At 66.8% G+C, this 23351-nt stretch carries 26 protein-coding genes; 17 read left to right on the forward strand and 9 right to left on the reverse strand.

The annotated features are described in order from the left end of the window. Positions 1-31 precede the first annotated feature (31 nt). The 7 genes from AC06DU_RS14305 (at position 32) to AC06DU_RS14335 (ending at position 6427) form a co-directional block, all read left to right on the forward strand. Positions 32-718, forward strand: coding sequence for a Fe2+-dependent dioxygenase (locus AC06DU_RS14305; protein ID WP_167709259.1), 687 nt, complete (start codon positions 32-34; stop codon positions 716-718). Continuing rightward, positions 711-1469, forward strand: coding sequence for a tetratricopeptide repeat protein (locus AC06DU_RS14310; protein ID WP_478202686.1), 759 nt, complete (start codon positions 711-713; stop codon positions 1467-1469). The genes AC06DU_RS14305 and AC06DU_RS14310 overlap by 8 nt, the downstream gene beginning before the upstream one ends. Before the next feature lie 7 nt (positions 1470-1476). After that, positions 1477-2115 carry a PepSY-associated TM helix domain-containing protein gene (locus tag AC06DU_RS14315; protein ID WP_228911318.1) on the forward strand — a complete coding sequence of 213 codons (639 nt, stop codon included), beginning with the start codon at positions 1477-1479 and terminating at the stop codon, positions 2113-2115. A gap of 22 nt (positions 2116-2137) precedes the next feature. Then, complete coding sequence (locus tag AC06DU_RS14320) at positions 2138-2653, forward strand: DUF2271 domain-containing protein (RefSeq protein WP_167709261.1); 516 nt, start codon at positions 2138-2140, stop codon at positions 2651-2653. Positions 2654-2824: 171 nt separating this feature from the next. Next, positions 2825-3628: a DUF4198 domain-containing protein gene (locus tag AC06DU_RS14325; protein ID WP_126965869.1), complete on the forward strand. Its 804-nt coding sequence runs from the start codon at positions 2825-2827 to the stop codon at positions 3626-3628. A gap of 67 nt (positions 3629-3695) precedes the next feature. Next, positions 3696-4670 (forward strand): FAD:protein FMN transferase, encoded by a 975-nt coding sequence (locus AC06DU_RS14330; RefSeq protein ID WP_167709263.1) that lies wholly within the window; start codon positions 3696-3698, stop codon positions 4668-4670. After that, entirely contained in the window at positions 4667-6427 is a 1761-nt protein-coding gene (locus AC06DU_RS14335; protein ID WP_478202687.1) for a flavodoxin domain-containing protein, read from the forward strand. The genes AC06DU_RS14330 and AC06DU_RS14335 overlap by 4 nt, the downstream gene beginning before the upstream one ends. A gap of 170 nt (positions 6428-6597) precedes the next feature. Here the strand turns inward: AC06DU_RS14335 and xopAW are convergent, their stop codons facing one another. The 3 genes from xopAW to AC06DU_RS14350 all read right to left on the reverse strand — a co-directional run bounded on the left by xopAW (position 6598) and on the right by AC06DU_RS14350 (position 8957). Beyond that, entirely contained in the window at positions 6598-7263 is a 666-nt protein-coding gene (gene xopAW, locus AC06DU_RS14340; protein WP_102251588.1) for an EF-hand domain-containing protein, read from the reverse strand. A 152-nt stretch (positions 7264-7415) separates the two neighbouring features. Beyond that, on the reverse strand, positions 7416-8222 hold the full coding sequence (locus AC06DU_RS14345; protein ID WP_478202688.1) for a HutD/Ves family protein: 807 nt from the start codon (positions 8220-8222) through the stop codon (positions 7416-7418). Between the two features lie 360 nt (positions 8223-8582). Further along, the gene (locus AC06DU_RS14350) at positions 8583-8957 is read right to left on the reverse strand and encodes a ComEA family DNA-binding protein (protein WP_308409822.1); all 375 of its coding nucleotides are present in this window, start codon (positions 8955-8957) and stop codon (positions 8583-8585) included. A gap of 157 nt (positions 8958-9114) precedes the next feature. Between AC06DU_RS14350 and AC06DU_RS14355 the strand changes: the two genes are divergently transcribed. The 4 genes from AC06DU_RS14355 to murU all read left to right on the forward strand — a co-directional run bounded on the left by AC06DU_RS14355 (position 9115) and on the right by murU (position 12835). Then, entirely contained in the window at positions 9115-10608 is a 1494-nt protein-coding gene (locus tag AC06DU_RS14355) for a M20 family metallopeptidase (protein WP_478202689.1), read from the forward strand. Between the two features lie 169 nt (positions 10609-10777). Beyond that, a complete protein-coding gene (locus AC06DU_RS14360) occupies positions 10778-11050 on the forward strand; it encodes a GlsB/YeaQ/YmgE family stress response membrane protein (protein WP_006452367.1) in 273 nt (90 codons plus the stop codon). Positions 11051-11105: 55 nt separating this feature from the next. Beyond that, on the forward strand, positions 11106-12128 hold the full coding sequence (locus AC06DU_RS14365; protein WP_478202690.1) for an aminoglycoside phosphotransferase family protein: 1023 nt from the start codon (positions 11106-11108) through the stop codon (positions 12126-12128). Then, on the forward strand, positions 12125-12835 hold the full coding sequence (gene murU, locus AC06DU_RS14370; protein WP_478202691.1) for an N-acetylmuramate alpha-1-phosphate uridylyltransferase MurU: 711 nt from the start codon (positions 12125-12127) through the stop codon (positions 12833-12835). The genes AC06DU_RS14365 and murU overlap by 4 nt, the downstream gene beginning before the upstream one ends. A 381-nt stretch (positions 12836-13216) precedes the next feature. On the opposite strand, the gene hda is transcribed toward murU, so the two are convergent. From hda to AC06DU_RS14385, 3 genes are read right to left on the reverse strand one after another with little or no spacing between them, the layout of a single operon-like run. After that, positions 13217-13927 carry a DnaA regulatory inactivator Hda gene (gene hda / locus AC06DU_RS14375; protein ID WP_039515168.1) on the reverse strand — a complete coding sequence of 237 codons (711 nt, stop codon included), beginning with the start codon at positions 13925-13927 and terminating at the stop codon, positions 13217-13219. Next, positions 13924-15090 (reverse strand): AI-2E family transporter, encoded by a 1167-nt coding sequence (locus tag AC06DU_RS14380; RefSeq protein ID WP_478202692.1) that lies wholly within the window; start codon positions 15088-15090, stop codon positions 13924-13926. Before AC06DU_RS14380 ends, hda begins: the two co-directional genes overlap by 4 nt. Then, on the reverse strand, positions 15087-16199 hold the full coding sequence (locus tag AC06DU_RS14385) for a DUF2066 domain-containing protein (protein ID WP_478202693.1): 1113 nt from the start codon (positions 16197-16199) through the stop codon (positions 15087-15089). The genes AC06DU_RS14380 and AC06DU_RS14385 overlap by 4 nt, the downstream gene beginning before the upstream one ends. Positions 16200-16221: 22 nt before the next feature. On the opposite strand from AC06DU_RS14385, the gene purM reads away from it, so the two are divergent. From purM to AC06DU_RS14410, 5 genes are all read left to right on the forward strand, one after another. Next, the gene (gene purM, locus AC06DU_RS14390) at positions 16222-17355 is read left to right on the forward strand and encodes a phosphoribosylformylglycinamidine cyclo-ligase (protein ID WP_478202694.1); all 1134 of its coding nucleotides are present in this window, start codon (positions 16222-16224) and stop codon (positions 17353-17355) included. 14 nt (positions 17356-17369) lie between these two features. After that, positions 17370-17828 carry a hypothetical protein gene (locus AC06DU_RS14395; protein WP_065032605.1) on the forward strand — a complete coding sequence of 153 codons (459 nt, stop codon included), beginning with the start codon at positions 17370-17372 and terminating at the stop codon, positions 17826-17828. 36 nt (positions 17829-17864) lie between these two features. Then, complete coding sequence (purN, locus tag AC06DU_RS14400; protein ID WP_478202695.1) at positions 17865-18518, forward strand: phosphoribosylglycinamide formyltransferase; 654 nt, start codon at positions 17865-17867, stop codon at positions 18516-18518. A gap of 65 nt (positions 18519-18583) precedes the next feature. Next, positions 18584-19411, forward strand: coding sequence for a DUF3108 domain-containing protein (locus AC06DU_RS14405; RefSeq protein WP_065032583.1), 828 nt, complete (start codon positions 18584-18586; stop codon positions 19409-19411). A gap of 3 nt (positions 19412-19414) precedes the next feature. Further along, positions 19415-20098 (forward strand): DUF3108 domain-containing protein, encoded by a 684-nt coding sequence (locus AC06DU_RS14410; RefSeq protein ID WP_016904621.1) that lies wholly within the window; start codon positions 19415-19417, stop codon positions 20096-20098. Between the two features lie 210 nt (positions 20099-20308). On the opposite strand, the gene AC06DU_RS14415 is transcribed toward AC06DU_RS14410, so the two are convergent. The 3 genes from AC06DU_RS14415 to AC06DU_RS14425 all read right to left on the reverse strand — a co-directional run bounded on the left by AC06DU_RS14415 (position 20309) and on the right by AC06DU_RS14425 (position 22250). Next, positions 20309-20632 (reverse strand): hypothetical protein, encoded by a 324-nt coding sequence (locus AC06DU_RS14415; RefSeq protein WP_046343664.1) that lies wholly within the window; start codon positions 20630-20632, stop codon positions 20309-20311. After that, entirely contained in the window at positions 20629-21903 is a 1275-nt protein-coding gene (gene murA, locus AC06DU_RS14420; RefSeq protein WP_065032584.1) for a UDP-N-acetylglucosamine 1-carboxyvinyltransferase, read from the reverse strand. The genes AC06DU_RS14415 and murA overlap by 4 nt, the downstream gene beginning before the upstream one ends. 119 nt (positions 21904-22022) lie before the next feature. Continuing rightward, on the reverse strand, positions 22023-22250 hold the full coding sequence (locus AC06DU_RS14425; RefSeq protein WP_016905061.1) for a BolA family protein: 228 nt from the start codon (positions 22248-22250) through the stop codon (positions 22023-22025). A 53-nt stretch (positions 22251-22303) separates the two neighbouring features. On the opposite strand from AC06DU_RS14425, the gene AC06DU_RS14430 reads away from it, so the two are divergent. Beyond that, positions 22304-23305 carry a KpsF/GutQ family sugar-phosphate isomerase gene (locus AC06DU_RS14430; protein WP_024938742.1) on the forward strand — a complete coding sequence of 334 codons (1002 nt, stop codon included), beginning with the start codon at positions 22304-22306 and terminating at the stop codon, positions 23303-23305. The last annotated feature ends 46 nt before the right edge of the window (positions 23306-23351 follow it).

The following is a 23351-nucleotide window of genomic DNA, read 5'->3' on the forward strand; positions in this document are numbered from 1 at the left end:
CGCACGACGCGGGCGGCGTGGAGACCACCGCATGTTGCTGCCCATTCCCGATGTGCTCAGCCCCGCCCAGCTCGCCGAGCTGCGCGCGCGGCTGGACGCGGCCGACTGGGCGGACGGCCGCATCACCGCCGGCCATCAGTCGGCGCAGGCCAAGGACAATGCACAACTGCCCGAAGACAGCGCCGTCGCACGCGAGGCCAGCGCGCTGGTGCTGGACGCGCTCTCGCGCAGCAGCACGTTCTTTTCGGCGGTCTTGCCGCGGCGCATCTATCCGCCGCTGTTCAATCGCTACAGCGGCGGGCAATCGTTCGGCTACCACGTCGACAACGCGATCCGCTACGACCGCAGTCGCGGCGGCGCAGATCCCGTGCGCACCGATGTCTCCGCTACCTTGTTTCTCAGCGACCCGGACAGCTACGACGGCGGCGAGCTGGTGATCGAAGACACCTACGGCACGCAGTCGGTAAAGCTGCCGGCCGGGCACCTGGTGATCTATCCCGGCACCAGCCTGCATCGGGTGATGCCGGTGACCCGCGGCGCGCGTGTCGCCTGTTTCTTCTGGACCCAAAGCATGCTGCGCGACGATGCGCAGCGTCGCCTGCTGTTCGAACTGGATGTGTCGATCCGGCGGCTCACCCAGGACACCCCCGGCCATTCGTCGCTGATCCAGCTCACCGGCGTGTATCACAACCTGTTGCGGCAATGGGCCGATGTCTGAGCCCGCACTGGACCCGGCGCAGCTGATCGAGCTGCTGCACACGCAGCCCGATCGCGCGGTCGCGCTGCTGCGCAAGGCCGCCGAGCGCCAGGATCTGGCCGCGCAACTGCTGCTCGCCCAGCTCTACGCCGAAGGCCGCGGCATCTCCGCCGATCCGGCCATGGCGATGCTGTGGTACGAGGTGGCCGCCAATGCCGGGCATGCGGAAGCGATGAACCAGTTGGGGCGCTGCCACGAACTGGGCTTCGGCACCGCGTGCAATGAGGTGCTGGCGGCGCTGTGGTACCGCCGCGCCGCCGAGCATGGGCTGGATTGGGGCATGTACAACCTCGCCCATCTGTACGGCTCCGGCCGCGGCGTGGCGCAGGACCACGCGCAGGCGTTGGCGCTGTATCGCACCGCCGCCGATCGCGGGCATGCCAAATCGATGAACTTCGTGGCGCGCTACCTCGACCAGGGCCTGGCATGCGCTGCCGATCCGGTCGCCGCGCGCCACTGGTACCGACGTTCCGCCGAAGCCGGCGATTTCCGCGGCCAGGCCGGTTACGCCACCTTGCTCGCAGACGCCGGCGACATCGATCAGGCCGAGCGATGGATGCGCCGTGCGATCGCCGGCGGGCATGCCGGCTTTCTGCAACAACTCACGCCATTGCTGGCGGGTGCAACGCAGCCACGTCTGCGCGCGTTGCTGAGCGAAGTGGCCGCGCGGCAATCGCACCTGCAGCCGTCGCTCGCAGTGGATGTGGCCTGAGCGCGCCATGGCGACCTCCAACGACACGCTTGCCACCTCCCAGCAACGCCGCGGTTTCTGGCTGCGCATGCTGCATCAATGGCACTGGATCAGTTCGGCGCTGTGCCTGATCGGCATGCTGCTGTTCGCCATCACCGGGCTGACCTTGAACCATGCCGCGCGCATCGAAGCCAGCCCTTCGACCGAACACCGCACGCTCACGCTGCCGCCGGCCCTGCTCAAGTCCCTGGGCAGCCGCGAGGACGGCGATGCCCCGCTGCCGCCACGCGTGGCGCAATGGCTGGGGCGTGAGCTGGATATCAGCATCGGCACGCGTGCCGGCGAATGGTCGGCCGACGAGGTGTATCTGGCGCTGCCGCGTCCTGGCGGCGATGCCTGGCTGAGCCTGGACCGCGGCACCGGCGCGATCGAATACGAGCGTACCGGGCGCGGCGCCATCGCCTATCTCAACGATCTGCACAAGGGACGCAATGCCGGGCCGGCCTGGGGCTGGTTCATCGACGTGTTCGCCATCGCCTGCCTGGTGTTCTGCATCACCGGGCTGTTCCTGCTGCATCTGCATGCCCGCCAGCGCCGCATGACCTGGCCATTGGTCGGCCTGGGTCTGCTGATTCCGTTGCTGCTCGCCCTGCTGTTGATCCACTGACTTTTTCCTACCGGAGACGATCATGCGCGCCACCCTGACCATCGCCCTGAGCGGCCTGCTCGCCATGCCGGCATACGCCGCCACGCTCGACATCAACGTCGAGATCCCCAAGCTCAACGTCGCCGAATATCACCGCCCGTACGTGGCGATCTGGCTGGAAGGTGCGGACCAGAAGGTCGCCGCCAATCTGGCGGTCTGGTATCAATCCAAGGACACCGCCGAAGGCCACGGCACCAAGTGGCTGCCGGACCTGCGCCAGTGGTGGCGCAAGAGCGGGCGCACCCTCGAGGTGCCGGTCGACGGCGTCACCGGCCCCACCCGTCCGGCCGGCGCGCATGCGTTGTCGTTCTCCGACACCAAGGGCGCGTTGAAGTCGCTCCCGCCCGGCCAGTACACGCTGGTGGTGGAAGCCGCGCGCGAGGTCGGCGGCCGCGAGCTGGTCAAGGTGCCCTTCACCTGGCCGACGACGTCTGCGCAGACCGCCAAGGCCAGCGGCAGCAGCGAGCTCGGCGCCATCAGCCTGGTCGCCAAACCCTGAACATTGCCTGCTGGTGGCGGCCGCGCGCAGCACACGCGGCCGGCCACGGCGCAGCTGCGCAATGCATCGCGTTGCCAGACACATTCGCTTCCCACGCATCCACGCAGCGCCATACCTGCGCGCTGATCAGACACGTGACCCACCGTCCTCATCGTCCTTCAAGGAGTTGTCATGAAACGTTCGCTCGTCCTGATCGCCATGCTCGCCGCACTGCCGCTCAGCGCACTCGCCCACAAGGCCTGGTTGCTGCCGTCGCAGACCGTCATCGCCGGTGAGGCGCCGTGGATCACCGTGGATGCAGCGGTGTCCAACGACCTGTTCTACTTCAACCACGTGCCGCTGCGCCTGGACAACCTGAGCATCACCGCGCCCGATGGCAGCGCGCTCAAGCCGGAAAATCCGGCCACCGGCAAGTACCGCAGCGTGTTCGACCTGCAGCTCACCCAGCCCGGCACCTACAAGCTGAGCATCGTCAATGCCGGCCTGTTCGCCAGCTGGAAGGAAGACGGCAAGCCCAAGCGCTGGCGTGGCGACGAAGCCCGCTTCGCCACCGAGGTGCCGAAGAACGCGCAGGATCTACAGGTCTCGCAGTCCTTCAACAGGGTGGAGACCTTCGTCACCCGCGGTGCGCCGACCACCACGGTCTTCAAGCCCGCCGGCAAGGGCATCGAGTTGATTCCGGTGACTCATCCCAACGATCTGGTCGCCGGCGAAGCGGCGCAATTCACGCTGCAGCTGGATGGCAAACCGGCCGCCGGGCTGGAGGTAGAGATCGTGCGCGGCGGCACCCGCTATCGCGATGCGCAGAACGAGATCAAGCTCAAAACCGATGCCAAGGGCGGCTTCAGCGTGACCTGGCCGGAACCGGGCATGTACTGGCTGGAAACCACCACCGAAGACACCAAGACCTCGCTGCCGCAGGCCAAGCAGCGCCGCCTGGGCTATGTCGCCACCCTGGAAGTATTGCCGCAGTAATCTGCCGGCACGCGGCAGGAGCGCACACAGCGTGCATCCTGCCGCCCCATCCTCATAAGACCCGTCCATGCCCGCATCGTCTTCCGCCGACCACGCCATTGCCACGCTCGGCGGCCGCAGCATGGGCACCACCTGGAGCGTGAAGCTGGTGGCGCCGCGCGGACGCGATCTGCACCCCTTGCATGCGTGCATCCAGGCCGCGCTGGATCGCGTGGTCGCGCAGATGAGTACCTGGGAGGTCGATTCGGATATCAGCCGTTACAACCGCGCACCGTCGGGCAGCTGGCACCACCTGCCCGACGAATTCCACGCAGTGCTGAGCACAGCATTGGAGATCGCACAGGCCAGCGAGGGTGCCTTCGATCCCACGGTTGGCCCGATGGTCGAGCTATGGGGCTTCGGCGCCGCCGGCACGCGCCGGCGTGTGCCGGAAGCGCAGGCGATCGCATTGGCGAGCCTGCGTTGCGGCTGGCAACGCCTGCAGTTGGATGGCAAGCGGATGCTGCAGCCGGGCGCAGCGGCGCTGGATCTGTCCGGCATCGCCAAGGGCTTCGGTGTGGACTGCGTGCATCGCGCATTGCTGCAGTCGGGTATCGACAGTGCATTGATCGAGGTCGGCGGCGAATTGTTCGGCTACGGACGCAAGCCCGATGCCAGCGCTTGGCGCGTGCTGGTCGAATCCGCCCCCGACGAAGATGCCGGCAGCGCGCTGCCACCACGCGTGCTGGTGCTGGACGGCCTGGCGGTCGCCACCTCCGGCGATCGCTGGCACCGCTTCGATGCCGATGGCACACGCTACACGCACACCTTCGACCCACGCACCGGCGCGCCCGTTCCGCATGCCCCTGCGGCGGTCACCGTACTCGCGCCCGATGCGATGCAGGCCGATGCCTGGGCCACCGCGATGACCGTGCTTGGCGTTGATGCCGGTCTTGCCCATGCACGCAAGGCGGACCTGGCCGTGCGATTCCTTGCACGCAAGGACGGCATCCTGCTCGAATCCATGAGCCCGGCATTCGAACGCCACCTGTCCGCGTCATGAGCAACACCACCTCACGCGTGTGGCTGGGCAACGGGCTGGCTCTGCTGGCGCTTGCGGTCATCGTCGGCTGGCTGGCCGGCCTGCATGAGGGCGCATGGTGGAGCCCACCCACGCCGCATCGCTGGCAACTGGCAGCGCTCGGCCTGGCAATGTATCTGAGCCTGTGCGCGGTCGTGCTGCTGCGTGCCCGCAAGCGCGTCGGCGCACAACGCGCAGACGCTAGCGGCGTGTTGATCGTCTGGGCAAGCCAGACCGGATTTGCGCGTGAGCTGGCGCACCGCAGCGTTGCCGCGCTGCAATCGGCAGGCGTCGGTGCGCATGCGCTGCCGATCGAAGCCGTCGATAGCGATCAACTCGCACGCGTGCCGCGGCTGCTGTGCATCGTCAGCACCACCGGCGAAGGCGATGCGCCCGACCATGCGCAGGCCGCCGAGCGCGCCTGGCGTGCCGACCACGCGCAGGATCTGACGGCGGTGCAGTACGCAGTGCTGGCGCTTGGCGACCGTGGTTACGCGCACTACTGCGCGTTCGGCCGACGCCTCGACGATCGCCTGCAGGCGCGCGGCGCCACTCGCCTTTTCGAACGCATCGAGGTCGATAACGCTGACCCGAACGCCCTGCAGCACTGGCAACGCCGTCTGGCGGAACTGGCGCCCGCACTGGCGACGCAACCCGACTGGAGCCTGCCCACCTACACCACCTGGCAGCTACGCGAACGTGTCCACGTCAATCCCGGCAGTGCGGGTGCGCCGATTTACCGGCTGCGCCTGACGCCATGCGATGGCGCGTTGCCGCAGTGGAGCGCAGGCGATATCGCGGAGATCGCACCGCGTCACGCCCCTGATGCGGTCGAGTCCTGGCTGCGGCGCAACCACTACGATGGCGCGCAGCACGTCGACGGCCGCCCCCTGCGCGACTGGCTCGGCGGCGCGCAACTTCCCATCGATGCCGATGCCGCTCTCGGTATCGGTGTGGGTGCCGGTGCCAGCCTCAGAGCTAGTGCTAGTGCTAGTGCTAGTGCTGGCGCCAAAGCCGAAGCCAGAATCGACCCAACTACGGACACAGGTAAAGGCACTGATACAGCTACGGGAACAGCCACAGGCACAACTTCACCACTGGACGCAGATGCGTTGGTGCGCAGTTTGGTCACCCTGCCCCATCGCGACTATTCGCTTGCCTCTATCCCCGAGGAAGGCCATGCCGAACTGCTGGTGCGCGAGCATCGGCACGTCGACGGCAGCCTGGGGCTGGGTAGCGGCTGGCTCTGCGTCCATGCACCGATCGGCGCAGCCATCGCGCTGCGCTTGCGCAGCAACCCCGGCTTCCACCCACCCGCACCCGACCAGCCGATGCTGCTGATCGGCAACGGCACCGGCATCGCCGGTCTGCGCGCGCATCTACGTGCACGCATCGCAGCCGGCGCGCGGCGCAACTGGCTGCTGTTCGGCGAACGCAATGCCGCGCACGACGCGCTGTATGCCGACGAGTTGCAGCAGTGGCATCAGGACGGCTGGATCGAACGCCTGGAGCTTGTCTACTCGCGCGATCAACCACAGCCACCGCATTACGTCCAACACGCACTGGCCGCAGCCGCCGATCGCCTGCGTCATTGGATCGATCAAGGTGCCTGCATCTACGTCTGCGGCAGCCTGCGCGGCATGGCACCCGAACTCGACCGCACGCTGGATTGCATCCTCGGAGCCGATGTCAGACAGGAACTGCTGGGCAGCGGGCGCTATCGCCGCGACGTGTACTGAACCATCGCACGCGGCACCGCCAAAAGCGCTCAACAAAGCGATTACGCAGATACTCACAGCGCGTCTGCTGCTGAAATCCGCAACATCCCTGCTTGCGGTGGCTGCGCGCTAGACGCACCGGCTGATCCAGGACCGCGCTCCGGCTTCCCCATTCTCTCTCGATCACCGCATTACGCTGCCAGATCGACCAGATTGCTCGTTGTCGCGCTGCCGCCAATGCTGCGGTACTGCCCCACGGCCATCTGCATCAACGCTGCATAGGCCTGCTGTGTGCCGTCGCTGCTGGATGCATCGGCCGATGACGGCGGTCGCGGCGGCGGATCGCGTGGCTGCATCGCCTCCTGCAGTTCCTGCAGACTCAGCGCCCCGCTCTTGTCGCTGTCGAGCAGGTCCAGCAGCTGCGTGCTCGACGCACTGTCGCCATTGACCAGCGTGCTCAATTCACCGCTGCTGACACTGTCGTCGCCATCGCTGTCCAGGCCGGCAAACAACGACTGCACATCCTGTCCTTGCTCACCCGGCGGTGGCGGAGGCGGCGGCAAGGCCTGCGCCAGTTCGCTCTCGCTGACGGTGCCGCCACCATCCTGATCGAGCATGCTCAGCAGCCCGTCGATGTCGATCTTGCTGTCGTCATCGCTATTGGACGACAGCGCGGTCGATAGCTCGGACGCGGTCAGGCTGCCATCGCTGTCGCTATCGATGGATTTGAACAACTGCGTCAGCGGATTGGTTTTTTCCGCCTGTGCGGCGGATGCGGCGTTGCCGGTGGTCGCACTGCGGCTTGCATAGGACGTGTAGGCGGCATAGCCGGCTCCGACCGAGCTGATGGTACTCATTGGTTTCCCCCTGGAATTGCCGGAACCACTCCCGGCGCCTGCACCGTTCCCTAGCCAGGTGGCACAGCGATGCCGTCGCTTGTCTGCGTTGACACGAATGCATCCGGGCGCGTGCCAGGAGGCGCGCCCTGCTCGCAGATACGTGAAAGGCCCTAGACCGGGCTCACCCGGATCGCCAGCAGCTCGCCGCCGCCGTCGAGCACATGGCGCGTGCGTGTGGAGGCGCTCAGCCACGCGGTATCGCCGGCAGCCAGCGGTGGCAGGCCACTCTCGCGCCCGAAGCTGGCCTGGCCTGCCAGCAGGTGGATCGCCCAGGCGCTGCCCGGGTCGGCGAAAAACAGCATGGTGCCGACCAGCGGCCGGTGCAGCAGTTCGGTCTGCAGCCGATCGCGCCGCCACATCAGGTTGAAATCCTGGGTCGGCCCGTCGAGCAGCGTGGCATGTACCGTTTCCTCGCCTGCAAATCGGACGCGCTGGTGCGGCGGCAGCAACTCGCAGCTGCGATGACTGCTGCCAGGAACGTCGGCAGCGGCGCCGGCGGCATGGTCGCCCTGGTCAGCGCCACTGGCCTTATTGCAATTGCAATTGCAATTGCCACTGCCGCTATCGCTTTTGCTGACACCGCCGCTAGTAGCCGTGCCGATGCCAATGCCTGCATCGGTGCCTGTGCTGGTGTCGTTGCCTGTGCTTGTGTCGGTGTCGCTGACCCTACCGCTGACAGCATCGCCAAACTGCAGCCGCATGCCATTGCCGTGCAACAGCACCAGCTCGCGATCGATGCCCGGGAACGCGGAAAACGCCGCATCCTGCTCGATCTCGGCAATCGACAGGCGTAGCGACCACGCATCGGCGTCGCCGAGGCGCAGGATCTCGCGCGTCCAGCCCAGTTGATTGCGCCACCGCTCGCGGCGGTATTCGGTGGCCGGAATCACCCGGCTGCTCAGGTCTGTCAGCTGCATGGGCGCATTGTGCCGCAAGCGCGGCGCCAAGCCGTCATGCGGTGCTTCAGGGCTACTGAAGTGCCTGAGCCTCAATGCCAAGTTTCAACTCGAGGGTGTGGCCGATACCCACGAAGCGGCTGGTGCCTCACGGAGTGAGTAGCGCTTCATGCGGAGGGCGCTGGTTTCCCGCAGTAATCGATGCTTGCGTGCGCTCGCAACCCACGCGGACCCAAAACGAAAAACGCCCGGCTGCACATCCAAGTGCAACACCGGGCGATTCCACGTCCTTGTCGGCTTCCAGCCATCCCCCAGACATCCTGTCCAGTTAGGTTGCGGCCACGCATCCTCGCGTCGAACCGTATCTCGGATCCTTTCCCGTTAACGCCGTCCCACCGGTTTCACCGCCGCCCCCTTGGCAGCCTTCTTGGCGGGAGCCATCGTGGCTCCCACTTCGATCAGGTCTCGATTCCGTTCGACCGTCTTGAGTCCGATGCCCTTGACCAGTGCCAGTTCCTCGGCACTCTTGAAGGGACCGTTTGCCTGTCGGTGCTCGACGATTGCCTCGGCTTTTGATCGCCCGACGTTCGTCAGCACCTTGTCCAATTCCTCAGCAGACGCGGTGTTGATATCGACCTTGTCGAGTGCATACGCATTCGAGGACAACAGCAACACCAGTAGCAGGGACTTCAGGGCTACGGTAAATGACTTCATTGCAACGCTCCTTGTGGCTTGGGTGATGGTCCTAGCCAGCATTCCTGCCGGCCGAGCCAGTGTCCCGCGCCACATGCAGCAATCCTATCGCCAACGAACTTTTCACACAGCCGGTGAACTGCGCGCCGCCTTGTAGGGAAATACCTACCCCCAGGCACGGGCGTAGAATGTGCCGTTACGTCACGTATTCGGAGCCTCCATGGACAGCGCCAAGATCGACCAATTCATCAGCGACACCTGGGACCGCGAGATCGTCCCGCAATTGGTCGATTACATCCGCATCCCCAATAAATCGCCGATGTTCGACGCCGATTGGGTCGCGCACGGCTACATGGAGCAAGCGGTCACCCTGATGGAAACCTGGGCGCGCGCGCAGGCCATCGAGGGCATGCAGGTCGAGGTGGTGCGCCTGGGAGGCCGCACGCCGTTGATCTTCATCGAGATTCCGGCAACCGGTGCCGAATCGGGCGACGACACCGTGCTGCTGTACGGCCACCTGGACAAGCAGCCGGAAATGACCGGCTGGGATGCGGACCTCGGCCCATGGGAGCCGGTGCTGCGCGACGACAAGCTGTACGGGCGCGGTGGCGCCGACGATGGTTACGCGATCTTCGGTTCGCTGGCGGCGGTACTGGCGCTGCGCACCCAGGGCCTGCCGCATGCGCGCTGCGTGGTGCTGATCGAGGCCTGCGAGGAATCCGGCAGCTACGACCTGCCGGCCTACGTCGACCATCTGGCCGCACGCATCGGCAAGCCATCGCTGGTGGTGTGCCTGGATTCGGGCTGCGGCAACTATGAGCAGCTGTGGTGCACCACCTCGCTGCGCGGGCTGACCGGCGGCAACCTGAGCGTGAAGGTGCTGGAGGAAGGCGTGCATTCGGGCGATGCCTCCGGCGTGGTGCCGTCCAGCTTCCGCCTGCTGCGCCAGCTGCTGTCGCGGATCGAGGACGAAGCCAGCGGCCGCATCCTGCTGGACGGACTGCATGTGCAGGTGCCGGCCGAACGGCTGGCGCAGGCCAAGGCCGCTGCGGCGACGCTGGATACCGCCATCTTCGACAAGTTCCCGATGGTCGAGGGCCTGGTGCCGATGCACGACGACCTCACCGAGCTGGTATTGAACCGCACCTGGCGCCCGGCGTTGTCGATCACCGGTGTGGATGGCATGCCGCCGCTGGCGTCGGCCGGCAACGTGCTGCGTCCGCAGACCGCGGTGAAGCTGTCGCTGCGTCTGCCGCCAACCGCCGACGGCAAGGCCTGTGGCGAACTGCTGAAAGAGGCCTTGCTGCGCGACCCACCCAACGGCGCACAGGTGACCCTGGAACTGGAAAAGGCCTCATCGGGCTGGAATGCGCCCGAGATGGCGCCATGGCTGGCAAAAGCCATCGACGACGCCAGCCTGGCGTTCTTCGACAAGCCGGCGATGTACATGGGCGAAGGCGGCTCGATCCCGTTCATGGGCATGCTGGGCGAGAAGTTCCCCGGCGCGCAGTTCATGATCACCGGCGTGCTCGGCCCGCATTCCAATGCGCATGGCCCCAACGAGTTCCTGCATATCCCGATGGGCAAGCGGGTCACGGCCTGCGTGTCCAAGGTGATCGCCGAGCACCACGCCGCCTGCCTGCGCGGCGAGACCAGCGGCTCGCCGGTGGCGGCCGACAGCGGCACCCGTCATGGTGGGCATGGCTGCTGCTGATTGCCCCCTGGACCGCCCCGCGCATGCCGGGGCGGCCCAGTGGCATTGCCGTGCGCTGCGGCACGCGCATGGACATAACCCCAACGCCTTCGTCGCAGTCGGTGCTGCCCATGTGGTTGCCGCAGCGGCGAATGCTAGTCTGCCGCTCCCACTTCCCTCGGTGCCTGCGATGAACAATCTCTTCGGTAGCGACAGCTGGCTTTACATCATTCTGGTCGGCTTCGTGGTCGGGCTGCTGGCGCGTTTCATCACGCCCGGCACGCAGCGACTGGGTTGCCTGCTGACCATCGTGCTGGGCATCGCCGGTGCAGTGGTGGCCAGTTGGTTCGGCCGCTACATGGGCTGGTACCACGCTGGCGAACCGGCCGGTTTCCTCGGCGCGTTGCTGGGTGCGATCGCGATCCTGGCGCTGCTGCGGCTGTTCAGTGGCAGCAAGCGTTGACCGACCCGGCGTCGCTGCCGACCTGGCGCCTCACTTCACGACACAGCATTCACCCATGACGTCATCGTTGACTCCCGATACCGCGCGCGCTGCGCTTCGTCTGCAATGGGCGCGGCAGGCGTTGAACGACTCTGAGGTCACGCTGCAGCGTGCCTCGGTCGATGCGGGATTCCGCAGTTACTGGCGTACCCAAGGACGCGGCGTGGACCGCATCCTGATGGATGCGCCACCTGCGTTGGAAAACGTGGCGCCCTGGTTGCGCATGCGCGCCCTGCTGGGCACCCACGGCGTGCGCGTGCCGCAGGTGCTTGCGCAGGATCTTGAGACAGGCTTCCTGCTGCTGGAAGACCTGGGCGTGCCGACCCTGGCGCAGGTGCTGACCGACGCCAATGCCGACGCGCTGCTGGATGCTGCGATCAGCCAGTTGCTGCTGCTGCAGCGCATTGCGCCGCCTGCCGACAGCGGCGTGTTCGGCGAGGCGCTGCTGCTACGCGATGCCGGACTGTTCGAAGAATGGTTTCTTGGCCGCCACCTCGGCCTGCAGCTGGATTGCGGCCAGGCCGAGCAGCTGCAGTTGATGCAGCGCCGCTTGATGGACAACGCACTGGCGCAGCCGCGCGTCTTTACCCACCGCGATTTCATGCCGCGCAATCTAATGCCGGTCGGCGACGGGCCGGCGGTGCTCGACTTCCAGGATTGCGTGATCGGGCCGATCGCCTACGACCCGATCAGTCTGTTCAAGGACACCTCGGTGAGTTGGCCGCTGCCGCGCGTGGATGGCTGGCTGGAACGCTACCACGCGCGTGCCGCAGCGGCTGGATTGCCGGTGCCGCCGCTGGCGCAATTCCTGCGTGATGCGGACTGGATGGGCGTGCAGCGGCACCTGAAGAATCTCGGCATCTTCTCGCGCCTGAGCCATCGCGACTGCAAGCACTGGTATCTGGATAACGTGCCGCGTTTCATTGTTTATCTGGACGAGGTGTTGCCGCGTCATCCCGAGCTTGCGCCGCTGATCGGCCTGCTGGAAGACCTGGTCAAACCTGCCCTGGCGGCACGCTCCGCGCGGGCCGGCGCATGAAGGCACTGATCTTCGCGGCCGGTTTCGGCGAGCGCATGCGTCCGTTGACCGAGCGCACGCCCAAGCCGCTGCTGTCGGTCGGCGGCACACCGCTGATCGTCTGGCATCTGCGCAAGCTGGCCGCGCTGGGCGTGGACGAGGTGGTGATCAATACCTCGTGGCTGGCCGAGCAGTTTCCACAGGGACTGGGCGATGGCAGCGCGTTCGGGCTGCGGCTGACGTACTCGTTCGAGGGCGACACCCCGCTGGAAACCGGCGGCGGCATGCTGCACGCGTTGCCGTTACTGGGCGAGGCCCCGTTCCTGCTGGTCAACGGCGATATCTGGACCGATTTCGATTTTGCGCAGCTGTCGGTTGCGCCGGCGGGCCTGGCGCAGTTGGTGCTGGTCGATCAACCCGCCTATGCGGCGCGCGCAGACTTTGCGCTGGATGCCGATGGCAAGGTGCGCGCAGATCTACCCGCGACGCTGACCTACGCCGGCATCGGCATGTATCGACCGGCGTTGCTGCGCGATTGGCAATCGGTCATCGGCCAGCTCCCGGAGCACACCGGCACCGCGCCGCGCTTCGCGCTGGCGCCGATCCTGCGCGCGCAGATGGCGGCAGGTCTGATCGATGGCATCCACCATGCCGGGCGCTGGACCGATGTCGGCACGCCGCAGCGATTGGCGGAGCTGGATGCCCGGTTGCTGCACGACGGCGGCTGATCGCAGCCACGCCCATGCAAATTCCGGGCCGCGCGTCGCGCATTGCTAGAACTCCAAGCACCGACCATCTCGCCGGACTTGCAGCCAAACCGCCGGCGCCGCTCCTGCTCTTGTCCATGCGCACCGACCATCCCGACAGGTCCTTGCCCGCCTACCGTCGCGGGACCTTACGCGGCATGGATGCCGCGTAAGAGCCTACAAGGACGTACTTGCGGCGTGTCCCGCGACGGTGGGCGGGCAAGGGCCATGCAGCCAACCCGCAGATCAGCTGCTCTACAAGCTTCAGGCGATGTGCCTCGAATGCCCGGACACGGCGATAGATGTGCAGATGGCAAGCGCTAAGCAACCTGCGCCTACCTAGCGCTGAGCGCAGTAATTCCGTCAGCTGCTCGAAGAGCCGCGATCCTCCAGCACCCGCCGCAGAAACGGCACGGTGATGCGGCGCTTGGCAGCCAGCGATTCGCGATCCAGCCGGTCCAGCAATGCCACCAGTCCTGCCAGTTCGCGTTCGCTATGGGTCAGCAGCCAGTCGATTGCCGCCTCGTCCAACGCCAGTCCGCGCCGTTGCGCACGATCACGCAACACCGCCGCGCGCCCTGCGTCGTCGAGCACCGGCAGGCTGATGCGGATGCATTGCGACAGCCGCGAGCGCAGATCCGGCAATACCAAGGCCAGGCCGTCGGGCATGTGCCGCGCGGTGTACAGCAAGGTGGTGCCGGCAGCGCGCGCGCGGTTGTGGAAATCGAACAGCGCCACTTCGTCGTCGCGCTGTCCGGCAATGCTTTCCACGCCGTCCAGTGCGACCAGGCTGCGCCCTTCCAGCGCTTCCAGCGCATCGCGCAACCGGCCAGTGGCGGCGTGCAGAGGCAGGTATGCCGGGGCACGACCGGCCTGCTCGGCTGCCGCGCACAACGACAACGCCAGATGCGTCTTGCCGGTGCCGGCGGGGCCGGCCAGATACAGCCAGTCGCTCACCTGCCCGACCGCCAACGCCTGCAGTTGCGACAGCAGGCCGTCGGGCGCGGCGATGTAACTATCGAATCGCTGATCGGGCGGCGCGCGTAGCGCCAGTGGCAACTGCGGAACGCTCACAGCCGGTCCGTGTCCTTGCCTGGGTCGATGATCACGCTGCGCTCGTTGGTGGACTGCAGCACGATGCCGGCACGTTCGCCCGCATACAGATCGCTGCGCGTGTACTGCTCATGCGCATAGCGCAGCAGCACATTGGCCACCGCCGCCACCGGCAGCGCCAGCAGCATGCCGAGGAAGCCGAACAACTGGCCGCCCGCCATCACCGCGAAGATCACCGCCACCGGATGCAGGCCGATCTTGTCGCCGACGATGCGCGGCGTCAGCACATAGCTTTCCAGCAGCTGGCCGACGGTGAACACCACCCCGACGCCGATCAGCAGCTTCAGGTCGAAGCCCTGTGCCTGCACCACCGCCGCCAGCAAGGCCAGCACGATGCCGGTGGTGGCACCCAGATACGGAATGAAGCTGATCAGGCCGGCGATGATGCCGATCAACAGGCCCAGATTGAGCCCGATGATGGACAGGCCGGCGGCGTAGATCGCCCCCAGCGCCAGCATCACCAGGAACTGGCCACGGATGAAGCCACCCAGCACGTCGTTGGATTCCTGCGCCAGCCGGCTCACGGTGCCGATGTAGGCGCGCGGAATGACCGCGGCCACACGCTCGACCAGGCGGTCCCAGTCACGCAGGAAATAGAACGCCAGGATCGGCAGCAATGCCAGGTTGATCACCCAGGTCACCATCGCAAAACCCGACCGCTGCACGTAGCCGAAGAAGGTCTTGGCGGCGCCGCCGGCCTGCTCCCAGTGGCTGCGGATCCAGTCGATCAGACGTTCCGGGTCCAGCCAGCCCATCAGCTCCACGCCGGTCTTGGCTTCCAGCCACGGGATCGCGGTACTGATGGCCCAGACACGCATCTGCGGCAGCGCGTCGATCAGGGTCATGATCTGGCGCTCGATCATCGGCACCAGGATCATCAGCGCCAGCACGAACAGCAGCAGCGCCAGCACGAATACCAGCACCACCGCGATGTTGCGGGAGCGGCCGGCGCGCTCGATACGGTCCACCAGCGGGTCGCCCAGCCAGGCCAGCAGCAGCGCCAGCACGAACGGCGTCAGGATCGGCGACAGCAGCGATACCACCCACAGCACGCCGACAGTCACCGCCACCCATTTCAGGCGGCGCAGAAACAGGGCGATCTCGGCTTCGGGAGTCAAAGTCATTTCAGGCGGTACTCGGCGTGCTCGTTTTCGAGAATGATCGGGCCCTCGGTCGGCACCGACACGGGCACCAACGGGCTGTTCTCGCCGAGCATACGGTTGAGGCCGGAAATGCCCGTGAGCAATTCCAGGTCCACTTCCATGCGGTCGCCATTGGCACTGACCGGGCGGATGCTGCGCACCACCGAAACGCCCTGCAGTGCGGCAGAGACGCGCAGGTAATCGTCGGCGCTGCTGATGCCGGTGATCACCGCGCGATAGACCCCGGGCACGCCCGAATCCACGCGCTTGGCGTAGCGCTTGACCAGCGCATCGGCGGCACCGTCGGCACCGGCAGCCATCGCGCGACGCGCGTCGGCGTCGCTGCTGGTCCAGCTGGACAGCACGTTGCCGTTGTCGACGAAGACCCAATCGGCGGTCCAGCCGGCGTCATTGCGGTAGAGCTTGCCGATCAACTGCATCGGCGGGCTGTACTTGGCCGAGGCGCGTGCCACTGCGGCGGTGTCCTTGCGCCAGATCGCGCCGGCCAGCACCTGCTCGGCGGCGGCACCGCCAGGCAGGCCGAGCCGGTAGCCGCGCTCGATCGCCCGGTCCAGCACGCTGCGCGCGGCATTGGCCTGCGCCACGCCGACCAGGCGCGGGCCGCTGCCGTCGTCGATGGCCAGCCACAGCACCGGCTTGGGCCGCGGCAGCGGCCACACCGGCAGGCCCAGCGCGGCGATCAGGCCATCCACGTCCGATTGCCGGAAGCGCGCCACCAGCACGGTGCGGAAGGTCGGCGCGCCGGTGCGCGAGGTGCCCTGGTCCTGACGGTAATCGTAGTTTTCGACATAGCCCGGCGCGCCGCGTAATGCCTGCGAGACGCCGGGGCGGCTCATCACGCCGCGGTCGCCGGAGACCTTGCCCAGCACCGCGCCGAGCGCGCGCGCCAGCGCACCGGGGCGATCGGACTCGCTCTGGCTGTTGACCGGCACTTCGGCCTCGTAGGCACTTTGCGCCTTGGCGACGTCGCCTTCGGTGCGTAAATCGGCCTGCGCAAAGGCTGGCGCGAGGGGCATGGCGACCACGAGGGCGAGAAAGAAAGCGAGACTGCGGCGCATCGACGGTTCCATGACGTAAGCGTATCCGGGTGAATTGTTGCCCGAATGGGACGCCAGCGCCAACGTGGCTGCTAAAATCGCCGCCTTTACAGCCGAGCCCTCCCCGCCCGTGACCAGTCCAACGCCTTCCAATCCCTCGCCCATGACCTACCGTGAGGCAGGTGTCGACATCGATGCCGGCAATGCATTGGTCGAACGTATCAAGCCGCTGGTCAAGCGCAGCTTCCGGCCAGAGGTGATGGGCGGCCTGGGTGGTTTTGGCGCCTTGTTCGACATGTCCGGCAAGTACCGGGAGCCGGTGCTGGTGTCCGGCACCGACGGCGTCGGCACCAAGCTCAAGCTGGCGCAGCAGCTGGGCCGGCACGACACCATCGGCATCGACCTGGTCGGCATGTGCGTCAACGACGTGCTGGTGCAGGGCGCCGAGCCGTTGTTCTTCTTAGATTATTTCGCCACCGGCAAGCTGGACGTGGACACCGCCGCGGCGGTGGTCGGCGGCATCGCGCGCGGCTGCGAGCTGTCCGGCTGCGCCCTGATCGGCGGCGAAACCGCCGAGATGCCCGACATGTATCCGCCGGGCGAGTACGACCTGGCCGGCTTCACCGTCGGCGCGGTGGAAAAATCGCAGCTGCTGGACGGCGCACAGGTGCGCGCGGGCGACGTGCTGATTGGCATCGCCTCGTCCGGCCCGCATTCCAATGGCTACTCGCTGATCCGCAAGATCTACGAACGTGCCGGCTCACCCGCCGAGCTGGTGCTGGACGACGGCGTCAGGCTGATCGATGCGCTGATGGCGCCCACCGCGCTGTACGTCAAGCCGATCCTGGCGCTGCTCAAGTCGCACGGCGAGACGATCCACGCCATGGCGCACATCACCGGCGGCGGGCTGACCGAAAACATCATCCGGGTGATCCCCGACGGCCTGGGCCTGGACATCGACGCCAAGGCCTGGACGCTGCCGCCGGTATTCGCCTGGCTGCAGCGCGAAGGCGCGGTGGCCGATGCCGAAATGTGGCGCACCTTCAACTGCGGCATCGGCTTCGTGCTGATCGCCGCCCCCGAGCAGGCTGCCGCGCTGGAACAGGCGCTGGATGCGCAGTCGCTGGCGCATTGGCGCATCGGCCAGGTGGTCCCGGCACAGGGCGACGAGCGCGTGCGGATCGGTTGATCGAGGAGAGCTGCATGGACGCTTCCCCACGCGCACTGCCGGCATCGGCCAGCGCTGACGATCTCCAGCACCTGAAACTGCTGTCGGTCTTTCACTATGTGCTGGCCGCGATCACTGCGCTGTTTTCGCTTTTCCCGTTGATCCATCTGTTCATGGGAATTGCAATCATCACCGGGCACCTGCCCATGACACATGCCAATGCGGACGCACCATCGATGGATCCGCGATTGTTCGGCTGGTTCTTCGTGGTGTTCGCGGCTGTGTTCATTGGCTGCGGCCTGACGCTGGCGGCGTTCATGGCCTACGCGGGCCGCTGCATCGCCCAGCGCAGACGGCATCTGCTGTGCCTGATCGTGGCCGGCATTTCCTGCTCCTTCATGCCGTTCGGTACCGTCGTCGGCGTGTTTACGCTGGTGGTGCTGCTGCGCCCGCAGGTCAAGGCCTTGTTCGCGCCGACCGCCACCGCTGCGTGACGCGCCCTGCCCCATGACTTCAGCGAATCCAGCCCCGTGAGCCTGCGTCTGGCCGTCCTGGCCTCCGGCCGTGGCAGCAACCTGCAGGCCATCCTCGATGCCATCGGCAGCGGCCGGCTGCCGGCCGAGGTCGTCGGCGTGTTTTCCGACCGCCCGCAGGCGCCGGCACTGCACAAGGTCGATGAGGCATTGCGCTGGAGCGCCAGCCCGCGCGACTTTGCCGACCGTGCGGCCTTCGACGCTGCGCTGGGCGATGCAATCGCCGCCGCGCAGCCGGACTGGGTGATCTGCGCCGGCTACATGCGCATCCTCGGCGAGCCGCTGGTGCGTCGCTTTGCCGGGCGCATGCTCAACATCCACCCCTCGCTGCTACCCAAATACCGCGGCCTGCATACCCATGCCCGCGCACTGGAAGCCGGCGATACCGAACATGGCGCCAGCGTGCACCTGGTGGTGCCGGAGCTGGATGCCGGCACGGTGATCGCGCAGGCGCACGTGCCGGTGCTGCCCGGCGACAGCGCCGAGCAGCTGGCCGCGCGCGTGCTGGCGCGCGAACACCCGCTGCTGCTGGCCACGCTGGACCTGCTCGCCAGTGGGCGCGTGGAGGTGCGTGGCGATGGCGTCCATATCGACGGTCAGTGCCTGTTTACGCCACTGCGACTAGAGTCCGCTGACACCGCACTCGCCTGAATGCGGATACGCCCTCCTCATCCTGTCTCGGACATCCTGGCGGCCCCGTGCCTCCCTCCCAGCGCATGAAACTCCTCCCGATCGCGACCGCGCTGTTGACCACCGCCCTGCTCGCCCCGGCCGGTGCCGGCCGTGCGCAACAGGCGCCTGCCGTGCCCGCGCCAGCGGCCCCCGCACCCGCTGCGGTGCCACCAGCGGCGCCGGCCTCTGCAGCGGCCCTGCCTGCCAGCACCTGGACGCCGCCGCCACTGCAACCCTTCGTGGCCACCTACCAGGCGTTCTACCGCGGCAAGGAAGCCGGCGATGCCACCATGCAGGTCAGCAACGGCGAAGGCAGCCAGTGGCGTATCGACATGTCGGTGCGCGGCCGCAAGGGCTTTGCCAGCATCCTGGGACTCAATCTGGAACAGAGCACGGTGTTCCGTGTCGATGGCGACACCTATGTACCGTTGAGCCAGAGCACGGTGCGCAAGGCGATGTTCTTCGGCAAGAAGGTCACTGGCGTCTACAACTGGCAAACCGCCAGCGCCCAGTGGGACGGCGATCTGAAGAAGGAGCGCCAGCAGGCGATTCCCCTGCAGCGCGGCGACCAGAGCGCGCTGTCGCTGAACCTGTCGCTGATGCGCGACGCGCAACCCGGACGCAGCCTGAGCTATCGCTACGTCGATGTCGGCCGGGTGCGTAAGTACGACTACAAGGTCGCCGATGCCACCGAGGTGATACAGGTCGGCGACCTGAGCTACGACGCGTTGCGCGTGTACCGCGTCAATAGCGGCGACAACGAAACCATCCTCTGGATCGCCAACGGCGTTCCCACGCCGGTGCGCATCCTGCAACGTGACAAAGGTGAGGATCAGGTCGATCTACGCCTGGTCGAATATCAAGGAGCCTGACCCATGCACACCGTTTCCCGCACCTGTTCGCTGATCGCCGCTGCTGCACTGGCCGTGGCAAGCCTGCCCGCGTTCGCCATGCAGCCGTTCCAGGCCGATTATTCGGCCAACTACATGGGCATGCAGGCCAACGGCACCATGACCCTGGCCGCCGCCGGCGCCAATCAGTGGCGCTATACGCTCACCATCCAGAACCAGTTGGCCAACCTGACCCAGAGCACGGTCTTCGAAGAGAGCAACGGCCAACTGCGTCCGGTCAGCAGCAACGACACCTCGTCGATGATGGTCAAGCGCCGCAACGTCACCGCCAATTACGACTGGAAAACCAGCCAGGCGACCTGGGGCGGCGACATCAAGCCGGACCGCCGTGGCCCGGTGAAGTTGCAGCCTGGTGACATGGATGCGCTGCTGATCAACCTGGCCATTACCCGCGACCTGGCCGCCGGCAAGCCGCTGAACTACCGCATGGTGGACGAAGGCCGCATCAAGCCGATGAGCTACAAGGTGGTCGGCAAGGAAACCATCACCGTCAACGGCAAGCAGGAACAGGCGACCAAGGTGTCGCGCGTGGATGGCGACAAGGAATTGATCGCCTGGGTGGTCAAGGACCTGCCGGTGCCGGCACGCCTGCTGCAGAAGGAAAAAGGCCAGGACGCACTGGATCTGACCATCAAGGGCCTGCGCTAAGCGCCAGGCGCGCCTGGTAGGAGCGTGCCTGCGCGCGACGGGGCTTTATCGGTAACGCCCCGTCGCGCACGGGCACGCTCCTACCAGGGCATGGGACCTGTTCCCGGCATTCTGCCTCCGACAGCGATGAAGAGCCCGGCTGCGAGCCGGGCTTTTTCCTTCCGATCGGCGTGCGGCGGACGCTGCGCAGCACGCAGAAACGCTCGACTCTCAGGGCTTGGCCGCCGCCTTGTCGTCGCCGCTGGAGAACACCGTGCGGCAGTCCACGCGGATCTGCTCGCCAGTGCTGCGCCAATAGAACAGGTCGCAATGGCGCTTGCCTTCGACAGTCTTCTTGACCGCCACCGCATAGAACGACTGCGCGATCTCGTCGCGGCTGGCGGTGCCGTCGTTGTTCCAGTCCATGTCCTTGAACTCGACGCCCTGGGTGATCGCCATGCCCACCGACCAGGCATAGGCCAGCCACGCCAGGATCAGCACGATCACGCCGAGCAGGATCTTGCGCCGGGTGGTGAAGCGCCCGCGCAGGATCATGCGATGCGCCGGATGGTCGCGCCCAGCGCCCCCAGCTTCTCCTCGATGTTTTCGTAGCCACGGTCCAGGTGGTAGATGCGATCGATGGTGGTATCGCCGTCGGCCACCAGGCCGGCCAGGATCAACGATGCCGACGCGCGCAGGTCGGTCGCCATCACCGGCGCGCCGCTGAGGCGCTCGGCGCCGCGCACGATCGCGGTATGGCCTTCGACCTGGATGTCCGCACCCAGGCGCAGCAGTTCGTTGACGTGCATGAAGCGGTTTTCGAAGATGGTTTCGTTGATCACGCCCACCCCGTCGGCCACGCAGTTGAGCGCCATGAATTGCGCCTGCATGTCGGTGGGGAACGCCGGATACGGCGCAGTGGTCAGGTTGACCGCACGCGGGCGCTTGCCGTGCATGTCCAGCGTGATGCTGTCGGCAGTGGTGGTGATGCTGGCACCGGCTTCGGTGAGCTTGTCCAGCACCGCGTCCAGGGTGTCTGGACGGGCGCGGCGCACGGTGACGCTGCCGCCGGTCATCGCCGCAGCGACCAGGAAGGTGCCGGTCTCGATGCGATCCGGCAGGACCGCATGGTGCCCGCCGCCCAGGCGCTCCACGCCCTGCACCACGATGCGCGGCGTGCCGGCGCCTTCGATCTGCGCACCGAGTGCGATCAGGCAGTCGGCCAGGTCGGTGACTTCCGGCTCCATCGCCGCGTTCTCCAGCACGGTGGTGCCTTCGGCCAGCACGGCGGCCATCAGCACGTTCTCAGTACCGGTGACGCTGACCATGTCGAACACGTAGCGGCCGCCCTTCAGGCGCCCGTTGCTGGTGGCCTTGATGTAGCCGTTCTCCACGCTGATCTCCGCACCCAGCGCCTGCAGGCCCTTGATGTGCTGGTCGACCGGGCGTGAGCCGATCGCGCAGCCGCCGGGCAGCGACACTTCGGCGGTGCCGTAGCGCGCCAGCAGCGGGCCGAGCACCAGGATCGAGGCGCGCATGGTCTTGACCAGCTCATAGGGCGCGACCTGGTGGGTGACCGAGCGCGGGTCGACCAGGATCGAGCGGCCCTTGGCCAGCGTGCCTTCGTCGATGGTGACCTCGGCGCCCAGTTCGCTGAGCAGTTTCACCGTAGTGATCACATCGTGCAGATGCGGCACGTTGCTGATCTCCACCGGCGCATCGGCCAGCAGGGTCGCGCACAGGATCGGCAGCACCGCATTCTTGGCGCCGGAAATATTGACCTCACCGTGCAGCGCTTGGCCGCCGGTCACTACGATTTTTGCCATGGGAGCTTGGGAAATCCGAGAAGGGATGTCGGGGGAATGGGAAGCGTCGCCAGGAGCCGGCCGGGCCGCTGGCAGTCGGGGCGCAGGCGCAGCCCGACCGGCCAGGACCCGGCTGACGCTCAGCCTTCGTCGGGCGTCAGCGTCTTGAGCTGCAGCGCGTGGATCGCGCCGCCCATCAGTTCGCCCAGGGTCGCGTAGACCATGCGGTGGCGCGCCAATGGGGCCTTGCCGGCGAATGCGGGGCTGATCACGGTCGCCTCGAAGTGCACGCCGTCGTCGCCGTGCACGTCGACGCGGGCTTCGGGCAAGCCGGATTCGATGAGTTTACGGATGGTTTCGGCGTCCAAAGGGCGTTTCCTCATAAAATGAGCGCACATTCTACTCTTCACCCGAGTCCCGCATGGCCGTCTCGCACCTGCCCTCCGCCACCGTCAGCGACGCCAGCCTGGTCGCCAGCGGCCAGCGCGTGCTCGAGATCGAGCGCGAGGCGCTGGCCAGCGTGGGCGCGCGGATCGGCAGCGACTTCGCCGCGGCCTGCCGGCTGGTACTGGCCTCGCGCGGGCGCGTGGTGGCCACCGGCATGGGCAAGTCCGGGCATATCGCGCGCAAGATCGCCGCCACCCTGGCCTCCACCGGCACGCCGGCGTTCTTCGTGCATCCGGGCGAAGCCGGGCACGGCGACCTGGGCATGATCACCGAGGCCGACATCGTGCTGGCGCTGTCCTACTCCGGCGAATCGGACGAGGTGCGCATGCTGCTGCCGGTACTCAAGCGCCAGGGCAACCCGATCATCGCCATGACCGGGCGCCCGAACTCCTCGCTGGCGCAGGCCGCCGACGTGCACCTGGACGTGAGCGTGTCGGCCGAAGCCTGCCCGCTGCATCTGGCGCCCACCTCCAGCACCACCGCCTCGCTGGCGATGGGCGACGCGCTGGCCGTGGCGCTGCTGGACGCGCGCGGCTTCACCGCCGACGATTTTGCGCGCTCGCACCCGGCCGGCAGCCTGGGCCGGCGCCTGCTGCTGCACATCACCGACGTGATGCACAGCGGCGATGACCTGCCGCGCGTGCGCGAGGACGCCAGCCTGAGCGAGGCGCTGATGGAAATGAGCCGCAAGCGGCTGGGCATGACTGCCGTGGTGGACGCGGACGGGCGCCTGATCGGCCTGTTCACCGACGGCGATCTGCGCCGTGCGCTGGACAGCGACATCGACGTGCGCAGCGCCGGCATTGCCCAGGTGATGACGCGCAACCCGCGCACCATCGGCGCCGACCAGCTGGCCGCCGAAGCCGCACGGCTGATGGAGGATTACAAGATCAACGGTTTGATCGTGGTCGACGCGCAGCAGCGCGCGGTGGGCGCATTGAACATTCACGACCTGTTGCGCGCCAAAGTGGTTTAACAGGTTCAGTTTTCTACCGTTGGAACCCCGTTCTCACCGATTCGTG

This window comes from Xanthomonas sp. NCPPB 3200 (assembly GCF_056393585.1).

Excerpts from the sequence above, each read along its gene's own strand:
- AC06DU_RS14305 (WP_167709259.1), top strand. The coding sequence starts at position 32 with ATGTTGCTGCCCATTCCCGATGTGCTCAGCCCCGCCCAGCTCGCCGAG.
- AC06DU_RS14310 (WP_478202686.1), top strand. The coding sequence starts at position 711 with ATGTCTGAGCCCGCACTGGACCCGGCGCAGCTGATCGAGCTGCTGCAC.
- AC06DU_RS14315 (WP_228911318.1), top strand. The coding sequence starts at position 1,477 with ATGGCGACCTCCAACGACACGCTTGCCACCTCCCAGCAACGCCGCGGT.
- AC06DU_RS14320 (WP_167709261.1), top strand. The coding sequence starts at position 2,138 with ATGCGCGCCACCCTGACCATCGCCCTGAGCGGCCTGCTCGCCATGCCG.
- AC06DU_RS14325 (WP_126965869.1), top strand. The coding sequence starts at position 2,825 with ATGAAACGTTCGCTCGTCCTGATCGCCATGCTCGCCGCACTGCCGCTC.
- AC06DU_RS14330 (WP_167709263.1), top strand. The coding sequence starts at position 3,696 with ATGCCCGCATCGTCTTCCGCCGACCACGCCATTGCCACGCTCGGCGGC.
- AC06DU_RS14335 (WP_478202687.1), top strand. The coding sequence starts at position 4,667 with ATGAGCAACACCACCTCACGCGTGTGGCTGGGCAACGGGCTGGCTCTG.
- xopAW (WP_102251588.1), bottom strand. The coding sequence starts at position 7,263 with ATGAGTACCATCAGCTCGGTCGGAGCCGGCTATGCCGCCTACACGTCC.
- AC06DU_RS14345 (WP_478202688.1), bottom strand. The coding sequence starts at position 8,222 with ATGCAGCTGACAGACCTGAGCAGCCGGGTGATTCCGGCCACCGAATAC.
- AC06DU_RS14350 (WP_308409822.1), bottom strand. The coding sequence starts at position 8,957 with ATGCTGGCTAGGACCATCACCCAAGCCACAAGGAGCGTTGCAATGAAG.
- AC06DU_RS14355 (WP_478202689.1), top strand. The coding sequence starts at position 9,115 with ATGGACAGCGCCAAGATCGACCAATTCATCAGCGACACCTGGGACCGC.
- AC06DU_RS14360 (WP_006452367.1), top strand. The coding sequence starts at position 10,778 with ATGAACAATCTCTTCGGTAGCGACAGCTGGCTTTACATCATTCTGGTC.
- AC06DU_RS14365 (WP_478202690.1), top strand. The coding sequence starts at position 11,106 with ATGACGTCATCGTTGACTCCCGATACCGCGCGCGCTGCGCTTCGTCTG.
- murU (WP_478202691.1), top strand. The coding sequence starts at position 12,125 with ATGAAGGCACTGATCTTCGCGGCCGGTTTCGGCGAGCGCATGCGTCCG.
- AC06DU_RS14380 (WP_478202692.1), bottom strand. The coding sequence starts at position 15,090 with ATGACTTTGACTCCCGAAGCCGAGATCGCCCTGTTTCTGCGCCGCCTG.
- AC06DU_RS14385 (WP_478202693.1), bottom strand. The coding sequence starts at position 16,199 with ATGGAACCGTCGATGCGCCGCAGTCTCGCTTTCTTTCTCGCCCTCGTG.
- AC06DU_RS14395 (WP_065032605.1), top strand. The coding sequence starts at position 17,370 with ATGGACGCTTCCCCACGCGCACTGCCGGCATCGGCCAGCGCTGACGAT.
- AC06DU_RS14405 (WP_065032583.1), top strand. The coding sequence starts at position 18,584 with ATGAAACTCCTCCCGATCGCGACCGCGCTGTTGACCACCGCCCTGCTC.
- AC06DU_RS14410 (WP_016904621.1), top strand. The coding sequence starts at position 19,415 with ATGCACACCGTTTCCCGCACCTGTTCGCTGATCGCCGCTGCTGCACTG.
- AC06DU_RS14415 (WP_046343664.1), bottom strand. The coding sequence starts at position 20,632 with ATGATCCTGCGCGGGCGCTTCACCACCCGGCGCAAGATCCTGCTCGGC.
- murA (WP_065032584.1), bottom strand. The coding sequence starts at position 21,903 with ATGGCAAAAATCGTAGTGACCGGCGGCCAAGCGCTGCACGGTGAGGTC.
- AC06DU_RS14430 (WP_024938742.1), top strand. The coding sequence starts at position 22,304 with ATGGCCGTCTCGCACCTGCCCTCCGCCACCGTCAGCGACGCCAGCCTG.